The organism is Bacillus sp. GC_Bacil_1 (assembly GCF_026540675.1).
Taxonomy (GTDB): domain Bacteria; phylum Bacillota; class Bacilli; order Bacillales; family Bacillaceae_G; genus Bacillus_A; species Bacillus_A cereus.
On record NZ_JALNUG010000020.1, the window covers coordinates 90,442 to 105,029 of the forward strand.

Here is a 14,588-nt window from a genome sequence, read left to right on the forward strand (position 1 = left end):
TATGTATACTATTACTGGGTTTCATTAAATTAATATTATGAATTTGTTGAACAAAATATAACAGTAGAGTACGTCTTCATTCCCTCCCTCTTGTTTGCCTTCACGCTTATTATATATTTATTATATGCCCAGAAAAAAACATCCAGATAGTGAACGCTTAAAATCTTTCTTGTATAATATTTAATACTCTTTCATGGTATTCTGTATCTTCTTTGATTTGTTGATCATTAAAGAATATTTTCATTTTGCTATGTAATTGATTAAATAATGGAGTTTTATTAGAAATAACGTACTCTAACTTTTTTTGTTTTTTATTCTTTAAAAAGTAAAACAAACCTAACCCAAGCCCTGTTATACCTATAAGAAAAGTAATGATAGGTCCATAATTCTTAAAAAAATCTAATACTACCGTCATTTTTATCCCCCTAATTTTAATTCAAAAATGTTAAGTTAACTAGTATTCTTATTTATTAGGGTTTATTCTGTATGGTAATTTAGATTTTTTTATCTTTTAAGATGCTTGAGTTTAATAAGAAATGAAATGTTTTATTGAGTGAAGATGTATTAAAGGACTGAACTTAAACTATAAGATTCTTACTACAGAAATATAGCAAGGTTCTTATAGATTAAGTGAAAAGCAAACCACTTTATCAGTACTTTATAAGAAGATAATTTGCTCCTTTTTCATTTGAATTCTACATAATATTTTGTGCCAACAATTCCAAAAGAAACTTTACATGGAAATGGATTTTTCCCTACTGAAGCAGCTTGCAAACAAGAAAATACCCAATATTCGAGTTCTAAGGGTAAGCGATATGCTTGAAAACTACCATCACCATTTTTTACTGTTACAATTGGTATATGTACCCTAGTTGTAGAAAAACCGTCCGTTGTTACCATTGCTATTGCATCATTAGAATGAAAACCAACATTAAAAACTTCGTAAATCTGTCCATCCTGTTCATTAATAATCATAGGTATATTTAAATGTGGATGGTTATTAATATCATTATGGATAATTGCCCCTGCTGCATTCTTTCTTGTCTGTTCCGCTTGCATTTTTTACACTCCTTTTAATGATTCTATTTTACATCTATTATATTAGAAAATTGCAGTTTCATCGTATTATAAAAGGCATCTGTACATATAACAGCACTAGTCGGTGGGTCAATATCAACAACAGTCATATAACCTGAGAGTAAATGTCCGTCTTCGTAATATGTAATTAGTATTTCTTCTTCAGATAACAAGGAACATACTATCGTGTTTTCGATTCGTTCCTTTTCTTCAGTTGTTAAAATTGGACGTGTTACTTTGTTTTGCTCTTTAATGATTTCACGTATCCCGTCAAATTGAGAAGTCAATGCGGCGAACGGTGCCCATTTTACCATTCCGCGCCCTTTTGGCATATTAGCGTTGTTCATGATTTGTGTCCCCCTATTAGTGTGTTTCTGTATCTAGTTGTAGCGCTATGCGTGTAGGAAATCCCCCGTAAAATGCTGTTCTTCCCAAACCTTGTGCGTATTTCATCCATTACTTTTGTAAGCTTTACTTCTTGTTCCCGTTGCATGACATTATCGAAAAGAGAAATTTGTTCCTCTCCTTCTTGAAGCAAATTTGTTAAGGATATGTTTATGCTGCGGATGGGTTCGCCAGTATATTGTTGATGCAGAAAGTATGTACAAATTTTATAAATATCCATTGTTAAGTTAGTCGGACGGCTTAAAGTATGTGTTTTTCTAATACTACCGTTATAACTCTTGCTATAACCAACAGAAAAATGAACGGTCTGAGCAAGTTTGTTTTCTCTTCTAAGGCGATAACAAACTTCTTCAATATGTTCCAGTAGCACAATCGGAAATTCTTCTATCGTATAGTCACGCATTAAAATTTGGCTTTTTCCTATTGAAGTTGTAGCAGGAACATATTTCTCCGAAATACGGCTGAAGTCAATACCATTGCTATGTAAGTGCAATTCTTCCCCAATCTTGCCGAAACTTTGTTTTAAGTATGTAAGAGGGTATTTGGCTAAATCTTCAATTGAGTGTATTCCTTTTCGATTCAACTTTTCTTCTGTTTTGTATGAAATGCCCCAAAACTTATTGAGTGGTCGTATGCTCCATAATTTTGTTGGGATATCTTCATACTTCCAATGAGCAATCCCTTCTTGGTTCTTTTTTGCTTCAATATCTAAAGCAACCTTACTCATTAAAGGGTTCGGACCAATTCCGATCGTACATTCAATGCGTGTATGTTCATATATTTCACGTTTAAATTTCAAAGCGAATTCGTATGGGTCGTTAGCAAATAAATGAATGCTATCAGTAACGTCCAACAGAAATTCATCGCAGGAATATTGGTGAAAATCCTCATAAGGAACGTACTGTAAAGCTAGTTTTGTTATGTAGTTGGAGCATTTTATATATGTTCCCATAATCGGATTCACAACAAGAATATCTTTTCTTCGAGGAATCTCATAGAGCCTTGCCATCTTCTTTACGCCCAGGGCTTTTAAGGGTGGTGTGGCAGCAAGAACGATTGAACCATTTCTATTTACATCGCCGACTACAGCCAACTTTGTATGCATTGGATCAAGTCCCATTTTAATGCAACTTACTGAAGCGTAAAAACTGCGTAAATCAACACATAAGATGATCCTATTCGATAGGATTGAATAGTCATACACTGTGATTCCTCCTCTCCATAAAAGAACGTATGTTCTTATTATACACGAACTTGTGTTCCTTTATGAAGAGGTGAATATAAATTTTTATGTATATTCTATCGACCTACGCCATCAGAATTTAAAAGAGTGGAAAAACATTTCGAGAATTTTATCGTTGTATAGTGGTGAATTGGATAAATCTATTTTATATCGGTTGAAAAGCGATTAACGAACTGTAATGGGTAGTGGTGTTATTCTAGTCAGTGCGCCAGGATTTACACTAGGTTATCTTTATACGGGATATATAGGATTTTTATATATAAAATTTTTTTAGTGGAAATTTATAACGAATATGTTATAATATTTTTATAACGAATATGTTATAAAAATCTATATGAGGTGCATAATATGAACTACGACTTAATCTTTTATAAGGATGCTCGTGGTGAGCGCCCTATTAAACAATTTCTCGATGATTTGCAACAGCAAGCCGCAAAAGACAAGCAATCTAGTCAGCTTCTCAAACAGACAGTACATTATTTTAATGTACTCCGAGGGAGCGGAACACGCTCAGGTGAACCATTCACGAAATTTATAGGGGATGGAATATGGGAACTTCGCCCTGGGAATCATCGCATTTTCTTTTTTATGTGGGAAAACAATCGAATTGTATTGTTACATTCTTTTAGGAAGAAGACGAAAAAAACGCCTAAAAGAGAAATCGAAAAAGCGATGGATGAAAAAAATGATTGGCTTGCAAATGGAACTCAAAGAGAAAATTGATACATAGGGACCACAGTTTCCAAGGTGAGGGGATTTTATCCCCTCATAATTAAAAGATTAGGTAGAGAATTTTATACACCCTTAGATTAGCAGATAATTTTATTTAGAAGGAGGGAAACGAAATGAATTGGGAAGAATATGAAAAGAGTATAACAGCCTTAGATAAAAGCGAAATGGAGCAAATTAATCTTATTTCACAATTAGTGAACAGGCGCATAGAATTAGGGCTTACTCAAACAGAACTTGCGAAAAGATCTGGTCTTAAACAGTCAGCTATTGCTAGGATGGAGTCTATCGAAGGAGCTATACCTAGATTAGATACTCTTGAAAAGGTTATAAGAGCATTAGGGATGAAAATAATGCTTGTTGAGGATGAGAATGCCGCAACATTATCATCACCTCTATATGCAATGGTATAGTGAATATTTTCTAGATAAAATAGGGTTTATAGAGAGAAACTTATAGGGTATAAAGATGTTAAATAAAATAGGGTTTATAGAGAGAAACTTATAGGGTATAAAGGTATTTAATAAAATAGAGTTTATAGCAAGAAACTTATAAGGATATAAAGATGTTAAACAAAATAGGGTTTATAAAAAGAAACTTATAGGATATAAAGGTATTTAATAAAATAGAGTTTATAGCAAGAAACTTATAAGGATATAAAGGTTTTAAACAAAATAGGGTTTATAAAAAGAAACTTATAGGATATAAAGGTATTTAGAATAAGTTTCAAAAAAGAGAAGGTGAGTACTCACCTTCTCTTTTTGAATTATTTTGTAAGAATACAATCATATTATTTATTCATAAAAGAAACTTATATAAACAGATTGTTGAATGACTTGATTACTTATCGTTCTGACCTGATATGTTAAGGTACATGTCAAAAAAGGAAAGCACTTATTTAAAGTGCTTTCCTCTCCTTCCTATTATCACAATGGAGGCTTCACAATGAAAGAACATAAGGAACAGAAATCATATTATATAAGAGAATACAGGTTAAGAGATAAAGGCACTAAATCCATTAAGGTTGACCCTGGCGCTCTTTTAAAGAAGAAATGAGGGTGCTTGATATTACGGATAATGACATTTTTCAAATTAAACATATAAAAAAACAAGATGAAGTAAGAAAGGTAAGAAGAGGTGTTTATTTTTGTTTAAGGAAATTGCTACTTTTGCTCTTAATTTATATAATTTCACATACCGTAAAAGGTAGATAAATGGAATAAAAGACTTAAAAAGAGGATCAAAAAAACAATTTAAAAGAATATTATAAGAAGTTTATTTAAGGGGTCTATTAAGTCGGTTTTTTGATTTTTGCTCTTTTTGGTGCAATTAATTGTATTAATAGAAGTGGTAAATAGCGTTAAAAGCAAAAATAAAGAGCCATTTTTTCAGAAGAGTGCTTAAAAAAATCATTACACAACAATGTATAGTGAATATCTTTATAATTTAGTATTTTTATATTAAAATTTATAATTTGTACAATTGACATGCCTATCTTTGGGTGCTACGTTTTAAACTGGCGACAGATTTACGAGGTTTATTACTTAGGGGGCAAAGATTGCTTCTTTTTCTAGGCGATATACAACTAGATAATCTAATGCTATGACCGTACGTAGAGAGGAAGAAAAGAAACATGTTAAAAAAAGTAATGCCTATTGTAGCTGCTGTTTTAGGAGCTAGCTTTTTACTAACAGCGTGTAGTAGTGAAAAGAAAGAAGATACAGCAAAGGCAAATAATAAAGAATCGAAAACACAATCCATTCATTTACCGTATATAGCGGAAATTCCAACGATGGATGTCACAAAGGCAACTGACGGTGAATCCATGAACGTGATGAAAAACGTGTTTGAGGGTTTATATACATTGGGAGAAGGGAACAAGTTAATCCCAGCTGTAGCGAAATCGTATGATGTGAGTGAAGATAAAAAAACATACACATTTCATCTAAGAGATACAAAATGGTCAAATGGTACACCTGTAACAGCTGAAGACTTCGTATTTTCTTGGAAAAGAGCCGTTAATCCTGATACAGCTGCGGAATATGCTTTTTTATTCTTTGATATAAAGAATGCAAAGAAAATTAATAGTAAAGAATTGTCTGTAGATCAGTTAGGGATAAAAGCAATAGATGATAAAACATTAGAAATACAATTAGAACAGCCTGTTCCTTACTTTATAGATTTGACAACGTTTGCAACGTTCTTACCGATTAACGAGAAATATTTCGAAGCCAAAGGGCAGAAATATGGTTTAGAAGCAGATCAATTGGTTTATAACGGAGCATTCACATTAGATAATTGGAAGCATGAACAAGGATTTCAGCTGAAAAAGAATCCGAACTATTGGGATGCCAAAACAGTGAAATTAGATGAGATTAACTTCGATATCGTGAAAGATAAATCAACAGAAATAAATCTATATGAATCAGGTCAGCTTGACCGTGTAGGACTAACAGGTGAGTTTGTAGATAAATATAGAAAGAATCCTGACTTCAAGGAACGTTCTGAAGTTACAGTGCAATTCTTACGTATGAATCAAAAGAATGAAGTGTTAAAAAATAAAAATGCTCGCTTGGCAATCAGTCAGGCAATGAATAAGAAAGCCTTTGTAGATACATTTTTAAATAATGGTTCTCTTCCTGCAGACGGTTTTATACCAGCCGATTTCGCTAAAAGTTCAGACGGAAAAGACTTCCGTAAGGAAAATGGAACATTAGTAAAAGATGATGTGAAGGCAGCGAAAGAATACTGGAAGAATGCAAAGCAAGAACTTGGGAAAGAGCAAGTAACATTAGAACTGCTTACAAGTGATAATGTGTTTGCTAAGAAAAATGCAGAGTATTTAAAAGGTGAGTTAGAAAAGAATTTAGAGGGGTTAACAGTCAATGTGAAGCCGCAACCACGTAAACAACAAATACAATTACTTCTAAATAGTGATTACGAATTAGGGGTTGATGTATGGGGTCCTGATATTCCTGATCCAATTACATTTTTAGATTTGTTCACGACCGATAGTACATATAACTTTGATAAGTATTCAAACAAACAATATGATGAACTAATTCATCAAGTGAAAACGAACTTAGCTGGTGATGAAGCAGCACGTTGGGAAGCAATGAAACAAGCTGAGAAAATCTTATTAGAAGATGGAGCGGTAGCACCTTTCTATCAACAGGGAAGGTCATACTTGCAACGTTCTTCAGTAAAAGGTATAGTGACAAATGATTTCGGTGGAGAATTCAACTATAAGTGGACTGAAGTGAAGAAATAAGTGAAGGAGAATCCCTTTTGTCAGGGATTCTCCTTTTATAATAATTTCTTTTTTTCTTGCTATTTAATAATATTCTCTTGTGAATACTCTTCAAATAGTAACTAGATACTATTTGAAGAGTATTCTAAGTGAAAGGACTGATTAGATGCCTCCACAAGATGAAAATACTGACTGGAAAGAGTTAATAGTTCAAATGGCAATTGACTATGCTCTTCCTGTTGCTGGAGATGTAATAACAGGATTAATAAGTAATCAATTCAATCCTCAACAAAGCAATATGGAATTGATGTTTAAAAATGCTATAGAAGAAGTGTGTCAACGTGTGAATGAAATCGTAGAAGATAACCTTTTAAGACAATACCTTTCTGACTGTTCGCATATTTCAAATCAATTGTATGTTTATGGACAAACACAAGACAAAACTGTTATTGAAAATGTACAAATTGAGTCTTCAAGACTTGCTATGAGATTATCTGATTTAGGTCAAAAAGCCGCTGGGGGATTTTTCTTGGCTTCAAACTTCCACTTAATTAGCTTGCGTTCTCTAAGTATCATTGATAATTCCTATACAGGAACATTGAAGGAATTAACAAGAAGATATTATGAAATAGGAAACGAGTTAAATTCGGGTTTAAACAATACTGCAAAATCATTGGAACCTGGGGAGTGTGAAATTATGCGTTATCCGACCGCTTCCTCTCCTGATCTCGCACAGCGTTACTATATGTTAACTGGTAACCCTCTGCCTACAGACAGTGCAGATGTGAATACTGTAGTTTTAAAATATGGAAATGAGAATAAATTTTTTTCTCATACTGAGGGAGAATCACCTTATATATTAACTATTGATACTGAATTTACTGAATTAGCAAAAGGTAGATGTGAAAGATTCAAAACTCAATTATATGACGATAAGGTAAGACCTATATATGATATTGTAGAAAGAACAACGGCTGTGGCTGATAAATGGAATCACTGGGAAGTATGAGAACATTATAAGTTCTATTATTTTAAGCCGGGATTTAATTTTACTTATGTTTTTAGAAAAAACTCAATCCTTTGCTTACCAAGGGGTTGTCTTTTTACATTTTAGAATAAATTAGTTGCAGCATATGTAATTAAGCAGATCACTAAAATAATACCCATGAAAGTTGTAAATAGCGCAAGAAATCCAAGAGCAATACGATATAAGAAATAAGCACCAAGTACAATTGCTATTATAACTCCGATTATGGCAGCTAATGTCTCGATTGTATTTAAACTTTTTTTATAAAATTATTATACTAATTAATAAACAAAGAAGCTGTTTAGATCAAAAATTTTTCAAAATGGTTTCTTTTTATTTATCATAAATTAAGGGTTTATGAGGTATTTTTAATCAAACTTCATTCGAAATATACAGCGGGTGCAGATTACAAAAAAAGTTTAATCATTTTGAATAAAAAGTAGCTTTATTTCAAAGTTATAACTAATTAGCTTTTCAAAAGCTTTAATATCAATATATAATTAATATAAAGATAAAACGATTTATTATAAACTTACTATGCTTATAATAATGTAAATATTTTAGAAGGTTACGTTTTTTATCTGTTTTTGAAAGTATTTATGTAAAAGGAGCCATGTTACTTGAGGAATTTATTCTATTTTATTTTAACTTTTATTAGCTTAATTCTACTTACATCTTGTGGTGTAACGGCGGAGGAAAAAAAGGAGACAGAAGCATCATTAGAAAAACAAGTACAGAAATCTATCGAATCACTCAAATCTGATGAGGTACTTACAAAATATTTAACGAATGTTAAATATGAGAAGGATGTAGATTCTGATGATACCAATCTACACTATAATATTCTAGGTACTTTGAATGATTCTTTTGAAGAATTAAAGGAAGCGGAACAATTCGCCTTTATTTCACATTCAATAGATAAAATACATGAAGTTAATAAGGAGAATAATGGTGATCTAAGCTGTGGTAGACTTTTTCTTTGTGATATCTGGTATGTTGAATTCTCTACAAGCAAAGAAAAATATAGGATGTTTTATGAGGATCCGAACATCAATAATATGAATGGGGAGGAACGGACCCTAGTGGTTGGAGATAGATTTGAATTCAATTCTAAGGGGATTTTGGTTATCGATAGAAAAGATAATAGTATTAACTCTAGTACAACTAAAGCAAATTCTTCTACAAAAGACGGTAATGATTGGTTGGAAATGGGTGATTCTCAAAAATATAGTACTGTTACTACTATTCTTACTTCACTAAAAAGTAATGGATATACAGTTTTAGAGAACGCCGATTGGTTTGTTGATGCATTAAACGCTTTTTATGGAGTGGATGCAACAAATGGAACAAAGATAACCGAAGCAATTATACTAGCGGGATTGGCCGGCAAGGTTATCACCAAACCATAATTATAGGTGTATTTTCATTTGTGTAGGTTTAATACAAAGTTGTACTGAACAAAAAAACTCAATGCCCCTTCCGAATTTAAGGGAGTACATAAAGAGTATGTTAAGATTTTAGATTTAGAGATTAAAGCACTTGAAAAAGCAAAGGGAAATCTCAGTAGTAAAACCTCCATATTAGAAGTTTTTAGTGAGGAGGAAAGGATGAAATATTATAGTTACCACGATTCATTCAAAGACCTTCTAGATGAAGAGGCACGTAAAATATTTCTAAAAAAAAGAATGGAACTTGTAGATAAATAATAAAATATCCTTCATAACTAATCTTTGATACAAAAGAGTAGGGTAGGTAAAAATGGAGTCCGATTAGGGACTCCATTTTTTATGTTCTTCTATAAGTCTTTTATCATAATCAGTTGCATAATGCCAATGAAAATATTACAAGAAATCTAAAGGTGGCATGATATAAGAAAACTTAGCAAAATTATACTTTTGCTAAGTTTAGGATTGCTAAAAAAATAATAAACCATTGGTTGGTGATAATGAGTTAAAACACTGATGTAGTAGAGGTACCGCCCCATGCCTATTAAGCTAAGATTTTAAAGTACCCCCCCTAAATGGAAATTTTGTGTTTGTATAGCACCAAAGTTTATTTTTATCGTTTTGGAGAACAACTTGATAGCAATGGGGTATCGCCAGCATTTTTGAAAAAAACTACGCTAAGCAAAAAATAAAATAAGCTGTCCATATAGACAGCTTATTTACATAATTTTCGTTATCAGAAGTTGATCAACATCAGTTTATTCGTCTTATAAAATAGAAAACTAAGGAGGACAAAGTAATAGGAAGACTAAATTTAATAAAATCCATTATAGAATAAGATACATATGCTCCAGATAATCCAATGTATATTAAATATGTATAGGAAACACCTAATAATATAAACAGGGGAATCCCAATACTTAATTTATAACTTATTTTTATTTTTCTATAAGAAAATTCTCCTAGTAAACAGCCTATAAGTACAGGTATGCTCCCATACATAATGTAAAGAAGAGTCATCGACCAGGGGGAACCAAATGATGCTTTCATACCTTCAGAGTTATTTATAAATTCCAAATTAGATGTAAATATAGAAAAAAATATAAGACATACTAAGTAACTAACTATAAATTTTTTCATTTCTATCCCCCATATTATTCACAATGATATCTTTATTATATACAGTTACTCTTATCTAATATAGATAAAATGCAATATGTATATTGTATTCATGCTCGGTTAACATAACGTCCTATTTTCGGTAGCAAGGAAAAAGGTGGACCCTTACTCTCACAAGAAATCCGTCTTTTTCTTTTTCTATCATTCTATATATCTTTTTATACATTTCTATTGTGGCGCGGGTTTTAGGGTTCTCGTTTGTTACTGGATTAGCCGAAAAACTGTATAAAATCTTGTATGCTCTTAGCGTGGTTTTTTTTCGAAATGCTGCCGGTACCCCCTCAAGTGTATGAATGCTTGGGGGTTTCTTATAAAAAAAAGACGCCATAAGGCGCCCCCACAATTGGGTAGATAAGACTTTAGTTTTCCAATCTAAAGAAGTTTTGTATCAGCTCTTTAGGAGTATATCATAATATTCGGTTCATTTATTATGTATTTTTACATACCTATTAAAATTCCTCTATTTTCTATTTGATACAATGCAATCTTTTATTGTGTTATTATATAAGAAAAGAAGAAATCGATTAAGATGTCTTCTTTTTCTTGTACACTTGGTGTTAAGAAGGTATTGTATTGCTTAAAAAACATAAAAAAATATAACAATTATCGAGTAAGTCTATTATAGAATCAATAAATAGAATTTTTTATATGCATTATTGCATATATATGGATTTATTTATATTTAAAGTATATAGTTAAATTGTCTGTTTCTTGTTTTAATTCGTTTATTTATTTTATTTTGAGTGCTCCAGCAATGGAGCTTTTTTTTTATGCAATAAAACATTTTCTTAGCATTACTTAGTTGAACTATATTAACTTTACCCTCTTAAATTATATCTATATTTTACTAAATAATTATATAGATAACCAGTTTTTTCTAATAATCTAGTGAATTGATAATTTTAATGTTAGTTGTTAATACCCATAGAAAAATTCATTATGCAATGAAAATTGAGAAATCAAGAATTATAAAAAACTTATAGTATCTTTTGTAAAGGTATATTTTTAATTTGTATATTATTATGTTATAATTTAATTTCTAAAACTACCAAAAAAGGACTGCCAGTAATGGTGGTCTTTTTTATATTGGTGAGATTGTACTAGTATAATAAAATAGGATTAACTGTTTATTGTGAGGGTGATTGGTTATCCCTTCTTTCCATTTGGAAGGAAAGGGGATGATATACCTATGGAGTTTTTGTTTGAGCTTCTAAAAGAATTTGTGAAAGCCATTGTACGTGAAGTGTCTGTGTATGTTTTTAGGAAACAAATTTTAGAAAAAGATAACAAAAAACCCACTCCGCGTCGCCGTCGGAAGCAAAAGGGTGGGTTTCGTAAAAAATAAATGATCACGTTATATCCCTAATTGATTGTAAATTGATTTGAATACGTGAATTCACCACGATATTTAATTGCAGCGACATAAGTACCGCTTGTATAGCTATCTGTGATAGGGGTTTGCCAAATTTCTGTTCCAGGAATAAATTCTGGTTCTATTGTTTGGAATCGTTCTAGGGTACCATTTGTGTGGATTTTAAAAATTTTCATTTGTGCACCAAAATGTTCTCTACCAAAGTGCTGTGTTAAGTAAAATGTATCACCAGTTATTAAATTCCCAATTTTCCAATCTGGTTGATATGTACTTTCCTCTAGATTTTGTAAATCTACAATGGTTTTAAATCCCCAATCATCATTAAGTGGATCTGAGTAAGCTGCAGCTGCTTGTGAGGTAGGTTTACTCATTTCTATTGCAGTAAAACCGCTAAAAGTTAACGCCCCAATTAATGCTAATTTTCCTAACTTCATTATTGTTTCCCCCTATTAATTCTTGTAATTTTTAAAACCAGAAATCCTACAAACATAATAACATAATAAACTGTATAATATTTCAAATTATTTCTAAAAAAATCCATAATAAAAAAGACACCCTAAGGTGCCTTCCTCCGACTTGAACCACCTCATATTTTGTAAAAGAAATTAATAATTACCTATACATTAAATAGTTATATTTATTTCTCAATTAATATCTGAATGTTTTAATAATGCATTTTTATGCTTGTGTTGCATAAATCATTAATCTAATCCCTAAATTTATTGAATTTAAACAAAGATAGTAAAATAAAACGTTAATAAAAATACAAAATATTAAAAAAATGTAGAATAATGTCTAATTCTGTGTATTTATTCCTCTTTATATCTGGATTAATCTATTAGGTGAGAAGGATAAAACCTTACAAAAGATTACAGGAGGAGAAATTTATGAAGAAAATTTTAATTGGGACATTAACGTTAGGTGTCATGCTAGGATCGGGGAGTAGTTTTGTTTCTGCAGATGAACTTGATAGTGTTTCTCAAAATGAAAACACAATACAATCTATATCAGTTTCCACCACAAAATCAATAACTGCGAGCCAATTTAGCAAAGTTTATGCAGAGATGAAAAAATATGAAGGTAAACCATATAAATATGGCGGAAATAGTCCTAAAACTGGATTTGATTGTTCGGGATTAATGCAATGGGGATATGGAACACAAGGAATTAAATTACCACGTACAGCACAAGATCAATATAATAAAACTACCCGTGTCGATAGAAAGGCTCTTCAAAAAGGAGATTTAGTTTTCTTTAAAGGAACGGTTCCAGGCAAATCAGGCATTACTCACGTTGGTATGTATATTGGTGATAACAAGTTTTATAATGCTAGTAATTCCGGGGTTGGTGAAGCTAGCTTAAATAGTTCTTATTGGAGTAAATATATTGCAGGATATGGTCGAGTTAAATAAAAAAATAGTATAAATTTCCCCTTTAAAGGAAAAGTTTATTAGTTTTAATATTTTGAATAATGGAAAATATACTTATCAAACTCCTGATATATATATTACAAGATAGATTTGTATTATACAGGAATAAAAGAAATATATAGGAGGTAATGAACAATGAAAAAATTTAGCACATTAGTACTTACAGGAGCTTTAGCATTTGGAGGGTTGACTACAGTAGAAATGATTAAACCTACGAATCAAGTAGCAGCAGCAACAGATTGGGGTTTTCCGGATTATGGATACATCCATCATAATGCAATATATATGCCAGAGTTAGCAGTAAGTGATTTAAGAAATGGACAAACGTTTAGTGTGACAATAAGAAATAGCCATATTGATTATGGTATTCTTAGAATTTATCGTATCGATGACAACAATAATTTACAAATTATTGATGAAATCAAGGATACAAATTCTACTAGAGGTATAGGGACATTTACTACAAAAATTAATCCTACGTATACTCCAGGAACGTATACTGCCCTATTAAAAGTAGGTAAAAATTATTATCATGGTGGAACATTCAAGATCAAAGTATTCTAGGCTTAATGCATCCTAAAAACTAGGTCTAATGACAAAGCATATGTAGTTCGATAACTATGGGGGCTATTCTTTTGTATATCAATACAGAATGAATAGTCTTTTTTTATGTATTGAATGAATATCTACCGCTCTTTTTTATGTATGATTGATTATATAGATATTAAGATGCTGAATTTATTAAAAGAAAATTCGAGGGTACAGTGGAGAGATATTGGTAAAAAAATACATATAACTGGGCAAGCTGTAGGGAATAGGATTAGAAAACAGGAGGAAGAGGGAATTATAAGGGCCTATACAATTTTATTAGATGAGATGAAATTAGGGAAATCTCATTTAGCTTTTATCACTATTTTTATGAAGACCAATGAACATTCTGGGTTTTTAGATATTATTGTAACAAAAGATTCTGTTGTAGAGGCTCATAAGATAAGTGGAGAAAGTTGCTATATATTAAAAGTTTTTTTAGAGTCATACTATCAGTATATCCAAGATTAGGAGATTGCTTGCAAGAGTCTTGGAAGTATTGCAAAAGTGCTGTGTTATAATTCTAAAGTACTAACATTTCATGTAGGACTTATAGATGCCGGTTTGACATATGAAATGTAAAATCAACCTGTTATTTTGAGAGGGCAGGCTACCATTATTTAAACTAATATTCACACTAAAAGAAGTACAAGGAGGAAGGTATATCTATTAAAATAGTGAGGTATACCAAATTAAAAATGAACATTAAATTTAATAAAAAAGTAGTAGCATTCACGGCAGGATTAACGGTATTATCTTCACCATTGGTATCGTTTGCAGAGGAACAACAATTAGTAAACAATAAGCAACCTACAAACGTTCAGGAACAAAGTAAAACAACAT

The 14,588-nt window shown here is 31.4% G+C and carries 15 protein-coding genes; 9 read left to right on the top strand and 6 right to left on the bottom strand.

From position 1 onward, the window contains the following. Positions 1-157: 157 nt before the first annotated feature. From OXT04_RS24495 to OXT04_RS24510, 4 genes are all read right to left on the bottom strand, one after another. Positions 158-415: a hypothetical protein gene (locus OXT04_RS24495; protein WP_267418192.1), complete on the bottom strand. Its 258-nt coding sequence runs from the start codon at positions 413-415 to the stop codon at positions 158-160. Positions 416-684: 269 nt separating this feature from the next. Beyond that, positions 685-1,059 carry a hypothetical protein gene (locus tag OXT04_RS24500; protein ID WP_267418194.1) on the bottom strand — a complete coding sequence of 125 codons (375 nt, stop codon included), beginning with the start codon at positions 1,057-1,059 and terminating at the stop codon, positions 685-687. A 23-nt stretch (positions 1,060-1,082) separates the two neighbouring features. Then, positions 1,083-1,424, bottom strand: a complete 342-nt coding sequence (locus OXT04_RS24505; protein ID WP_267418196.1) for a YolD-like family protein — start codon at positions 1,422-1,424, stop codon at positions 1,083-1,085. Beyond that, positions 1,421-2,686, bottom strand: coding sequence for a Y-family DNA polymerase (locus OXT04_RS24510; protein ID WP_267418198.1), 1,266 nt, complete (start codon positions 2,684-2,686; stop codon positions 1,421-1,423). Before OXT04_RS24510 ends, OXT04_RS24505 begins: the two co-directional genes overlap by 4 nt. 387 nt (positions 2,687-3,073) lie before the next feature. Between OXT04_RS24510 and OXT04_RS24515 the strand changes: the two genes are divergently transcribed. The 5 genes from OXT04_RS24515 to OXT04_RS24535 all read left to right on the top strand — a co-directional run bounded on the left by OXT04_RS24515 (position 3,074) and on the right by OXT04_RS24535 (position 9,140). Then, positions 3,074-3,448, top strand: coding sequence for a type II toxin-antitoxin system RelE/ParE family toxin (locus OXT04_RS24515; protein ID WP_267418200.1), 375 nt, complete (start codon positions 3,074-3,076; stop codon positions 3,446-3,448). A gap of 122 nt (positions 3,449-3,570) precedes the next feature. Beyond that, complete coding sequence (locus tag OXT04_RS24520) at positions 3,571-3,867, top strand: helix-turn-helix domain-containing protein (protein ID WP_098518366.1); 297 nt, start codon at positions 3,571-3,573, stop codon at positions 3,865-3,867. 1,220 nt (positions 3,868-5,087) lie between these two features. After that, complete coding sequence (locus tag OXT04_RS24525) at positions 5,088-6,725, top strand: peptide ABC transporter substrate-binding protein (RefSeq protein ID WP_098301525.1); 1,638 nt, start codon at positions 5,088-5,090, stop codon at positions 6,723-6,725. Positions 6,726-6,870: 145 nt separating this feature from the next. Further along, positions 6,871-7,713 carry a hypothetical protein gene (locus OXT04_RS24530; RefSeq protein ID WP_098256307.1) on the top strand — a complete coding sequence of 281 codons (843 nt, stop codon included), beginning with the start codon at positions 6,871-6,873 and terminating at the stop codon, positions 7,711-7,713. Positions 7,714-8,351: 638 nt separating this feature from the next. Beyond that, on the top strand, positions 8,352-9,140 hold the full coding sequence (locus OXT04_RS24535; protein WP_001245069.1) for a hypothetical protein: 789 nt from the start codon (positions 8,352-8,354) through the stop codon (positions 9,138-9,140). A gap of 789 nt (positions 9,141-9,929) precedes the next feature. On the opposite strand, the gene OXT04_RS24540 is transcribed toward OXT04_RS24535, so the two are convergent. After that, complete coding sequence (locus OXT04_RS24540) at positions 9,930-10,316, bottom strand: hypothetical protein (RefSeq protein ID WP_000713582.1); 387 nt, start codon at positions 10,314-10,316, stop codon at positions 9,930-9,932. Positions 10,317-11,544: 1,228 nt separating this feature from the next. On the opposite strand from OXT04_RS24540, the gene OXT04_RS24545 reads away from it, so the two are divergent. Next, on the top strand, positions 11,545-11,700 hold the full coding sequence (locus tag OXT04_RS24545; RefSeq protein ID WP_000394765.1) for a hypothetical protein: 156 nt from the start codon (positions 11,545-11,547) through the stop codon (positions 11,698-11,700). A 17-nt stretch (positions 11,701-11,717) separates the two neighbouring features. Here OXT04_RS24545 and OXT04_RS24550 read toward each other — a convergent pair whose 3' ends face one another. Further along, positions 11,718-12,161 (bottom strand): DUF5065 family protein, encoded by a 444-nt coding sequence (locus OXT04_RS24550; RefSeq protein ID WP_000765887.1) that lies wholly within the window; start codon positions 12,159-12,161, stop codon positions 11,718-11,720. A 453-nt stretch (positions 12,162-12,614) separates the two neighbouring features. Here OXT04_RS24550 and OXT04_RS24555 point away from each other — a divergent pair, with 453 nt between their 5' ends. The 3 genes from OXT04_RS24555 to OXT04_RS24565 all read left to right on the top strand — a co-directional run bounded on the left by OXT04_RS24555 (position 12,615) and on the right by OXT04_RS24565 (position 14,216). Continuing rightward, the gene (locus tag OXT04_RS24555) at positions 12,615-13,139 is read left to right on the top strand and encodes a C40 family peptidase (RefSeq protein WP_000721879.1); all 525 of its coding nucleotides are present in this window, start codon (positions 12,615-12,617) and stop codon (positions 13,137-13,139) included. A gap of 153 nt (positions 13,140-13,292) precedes the next feature. Then, positions 13,293-13,721 (top strand): DUF5065 family protein, encoded by a 429-nt coding sequence (locus OXT04_RS24560; protein ID WP_000714723.1) that lies wholly within the window; start codon positions 13,293-13,295, stop codon positions 13,719-13,721. A gap of 141 nt (positions 13,722-13,862) precedes the next feature. Then, complete coding sequence (locus OXT04_RS24565; protein ID WP_098564646.1) at positions 13,863-14,216, top strand: Lrp/AsnC family transcriptional regulator; 354 nt, start codon at positions 13,863-13,865, stop codon at positions 14,214-14,216. Positions 14,217-14,588 lie beyond the last annotated feature (372 nt).

Bases quoted from the DNA above. Each gene is read 5' to 3' on its own strand.
- OXT04_RS24550 (WP_000765887.1), bottom strand. From the start codon at position 12,161: ATGAAGTTAGGAAAATTAGCATTAATTGGGGCGTTAACTTTTAGCGGT.
- OXT04_RS24500 (WP_267418194.1), bottom strand. From the start codon at position 1,059: ATGCAAGCGGAACAGACAAGAAAGAATGCAGCAGGGGCAATTATCCAT.
- OXT04_RS24520 (WP_098518366.1), top strand. From the start codon at position 3,571: ATGAATTGGGAAGAATATGAAAAGAGTATAACAGCCTTAGATAAAAGC.
- OXT04_RS24515 (WP_267418200.1), top strand. From the start codon at position 3,074: ATGAACTACGACTTAATCTTTTATAAGGATGCTCGTGGTGAGCGCCCT.
- OXT04_RS24540 (WP_000713582.1), bottom strand. From the start codon at position 10,316: ATGAAAAAATTTATAGTTAGTTACTTAGTATGTCTTATATTTTTTTCT.
- OXT04_RS24495 (WP_267418192.1), bottom strand. From the start codon at position 415: ATGACGGTAGTATTAGATTTTTTTAAGAATTATGGACCTATCATTACT.
- OXT04_RS24560 (WP_000714723.1), top strand. From the start codon at position 13,293: ATGAAAAAATTTAGCACATTAGTACTTACAGGAGCTTTAGCATTTGGA.
- OXT04_RS24555 (WP_000721879.1), top strand. From the start codon at position 12,615: ATGAAGAAAATTTTAATTGGGACATTAACGTTAGGTGTCATGCTAGGA.
- OXT04_RS24545 (WP_000394765.1), top strand. From the start codon at position 11,545: ATGGAGTTTTTGTTTGAGCTTCTAAAAGAATTTGTGAAAGCCATTGTA.
- OXT04_RS24565 (WP_098564646.1), top strand. From the start codon at position 13,863: ATGATTGATTATATAGATATTAAGATGCTGAATTTATTAAAAGAAAAT.
- OXT04_RS24530 (WP_098256307.1), top strand. From the start codon at position 6,871: ATGCCTCCACAAGATGAAAATACTGACTGGAAAGAGTTAATAGTTCAA.
- OXT04_RS24505 (WP_267418196.1), bottom strand. From the start codon at position 1,424: ATGAACAACGCTAATATGCCAAAAGGGCGCGGAATGGTAAAATGGGCA.
- OXT04_RS24525 (WP_098301525.1), top strand. From the start codon at position 5,088: ATGTTAAAAAAAGTAATGCCTATTGTAGCTGCTGTTTTAGGAGCTAGC.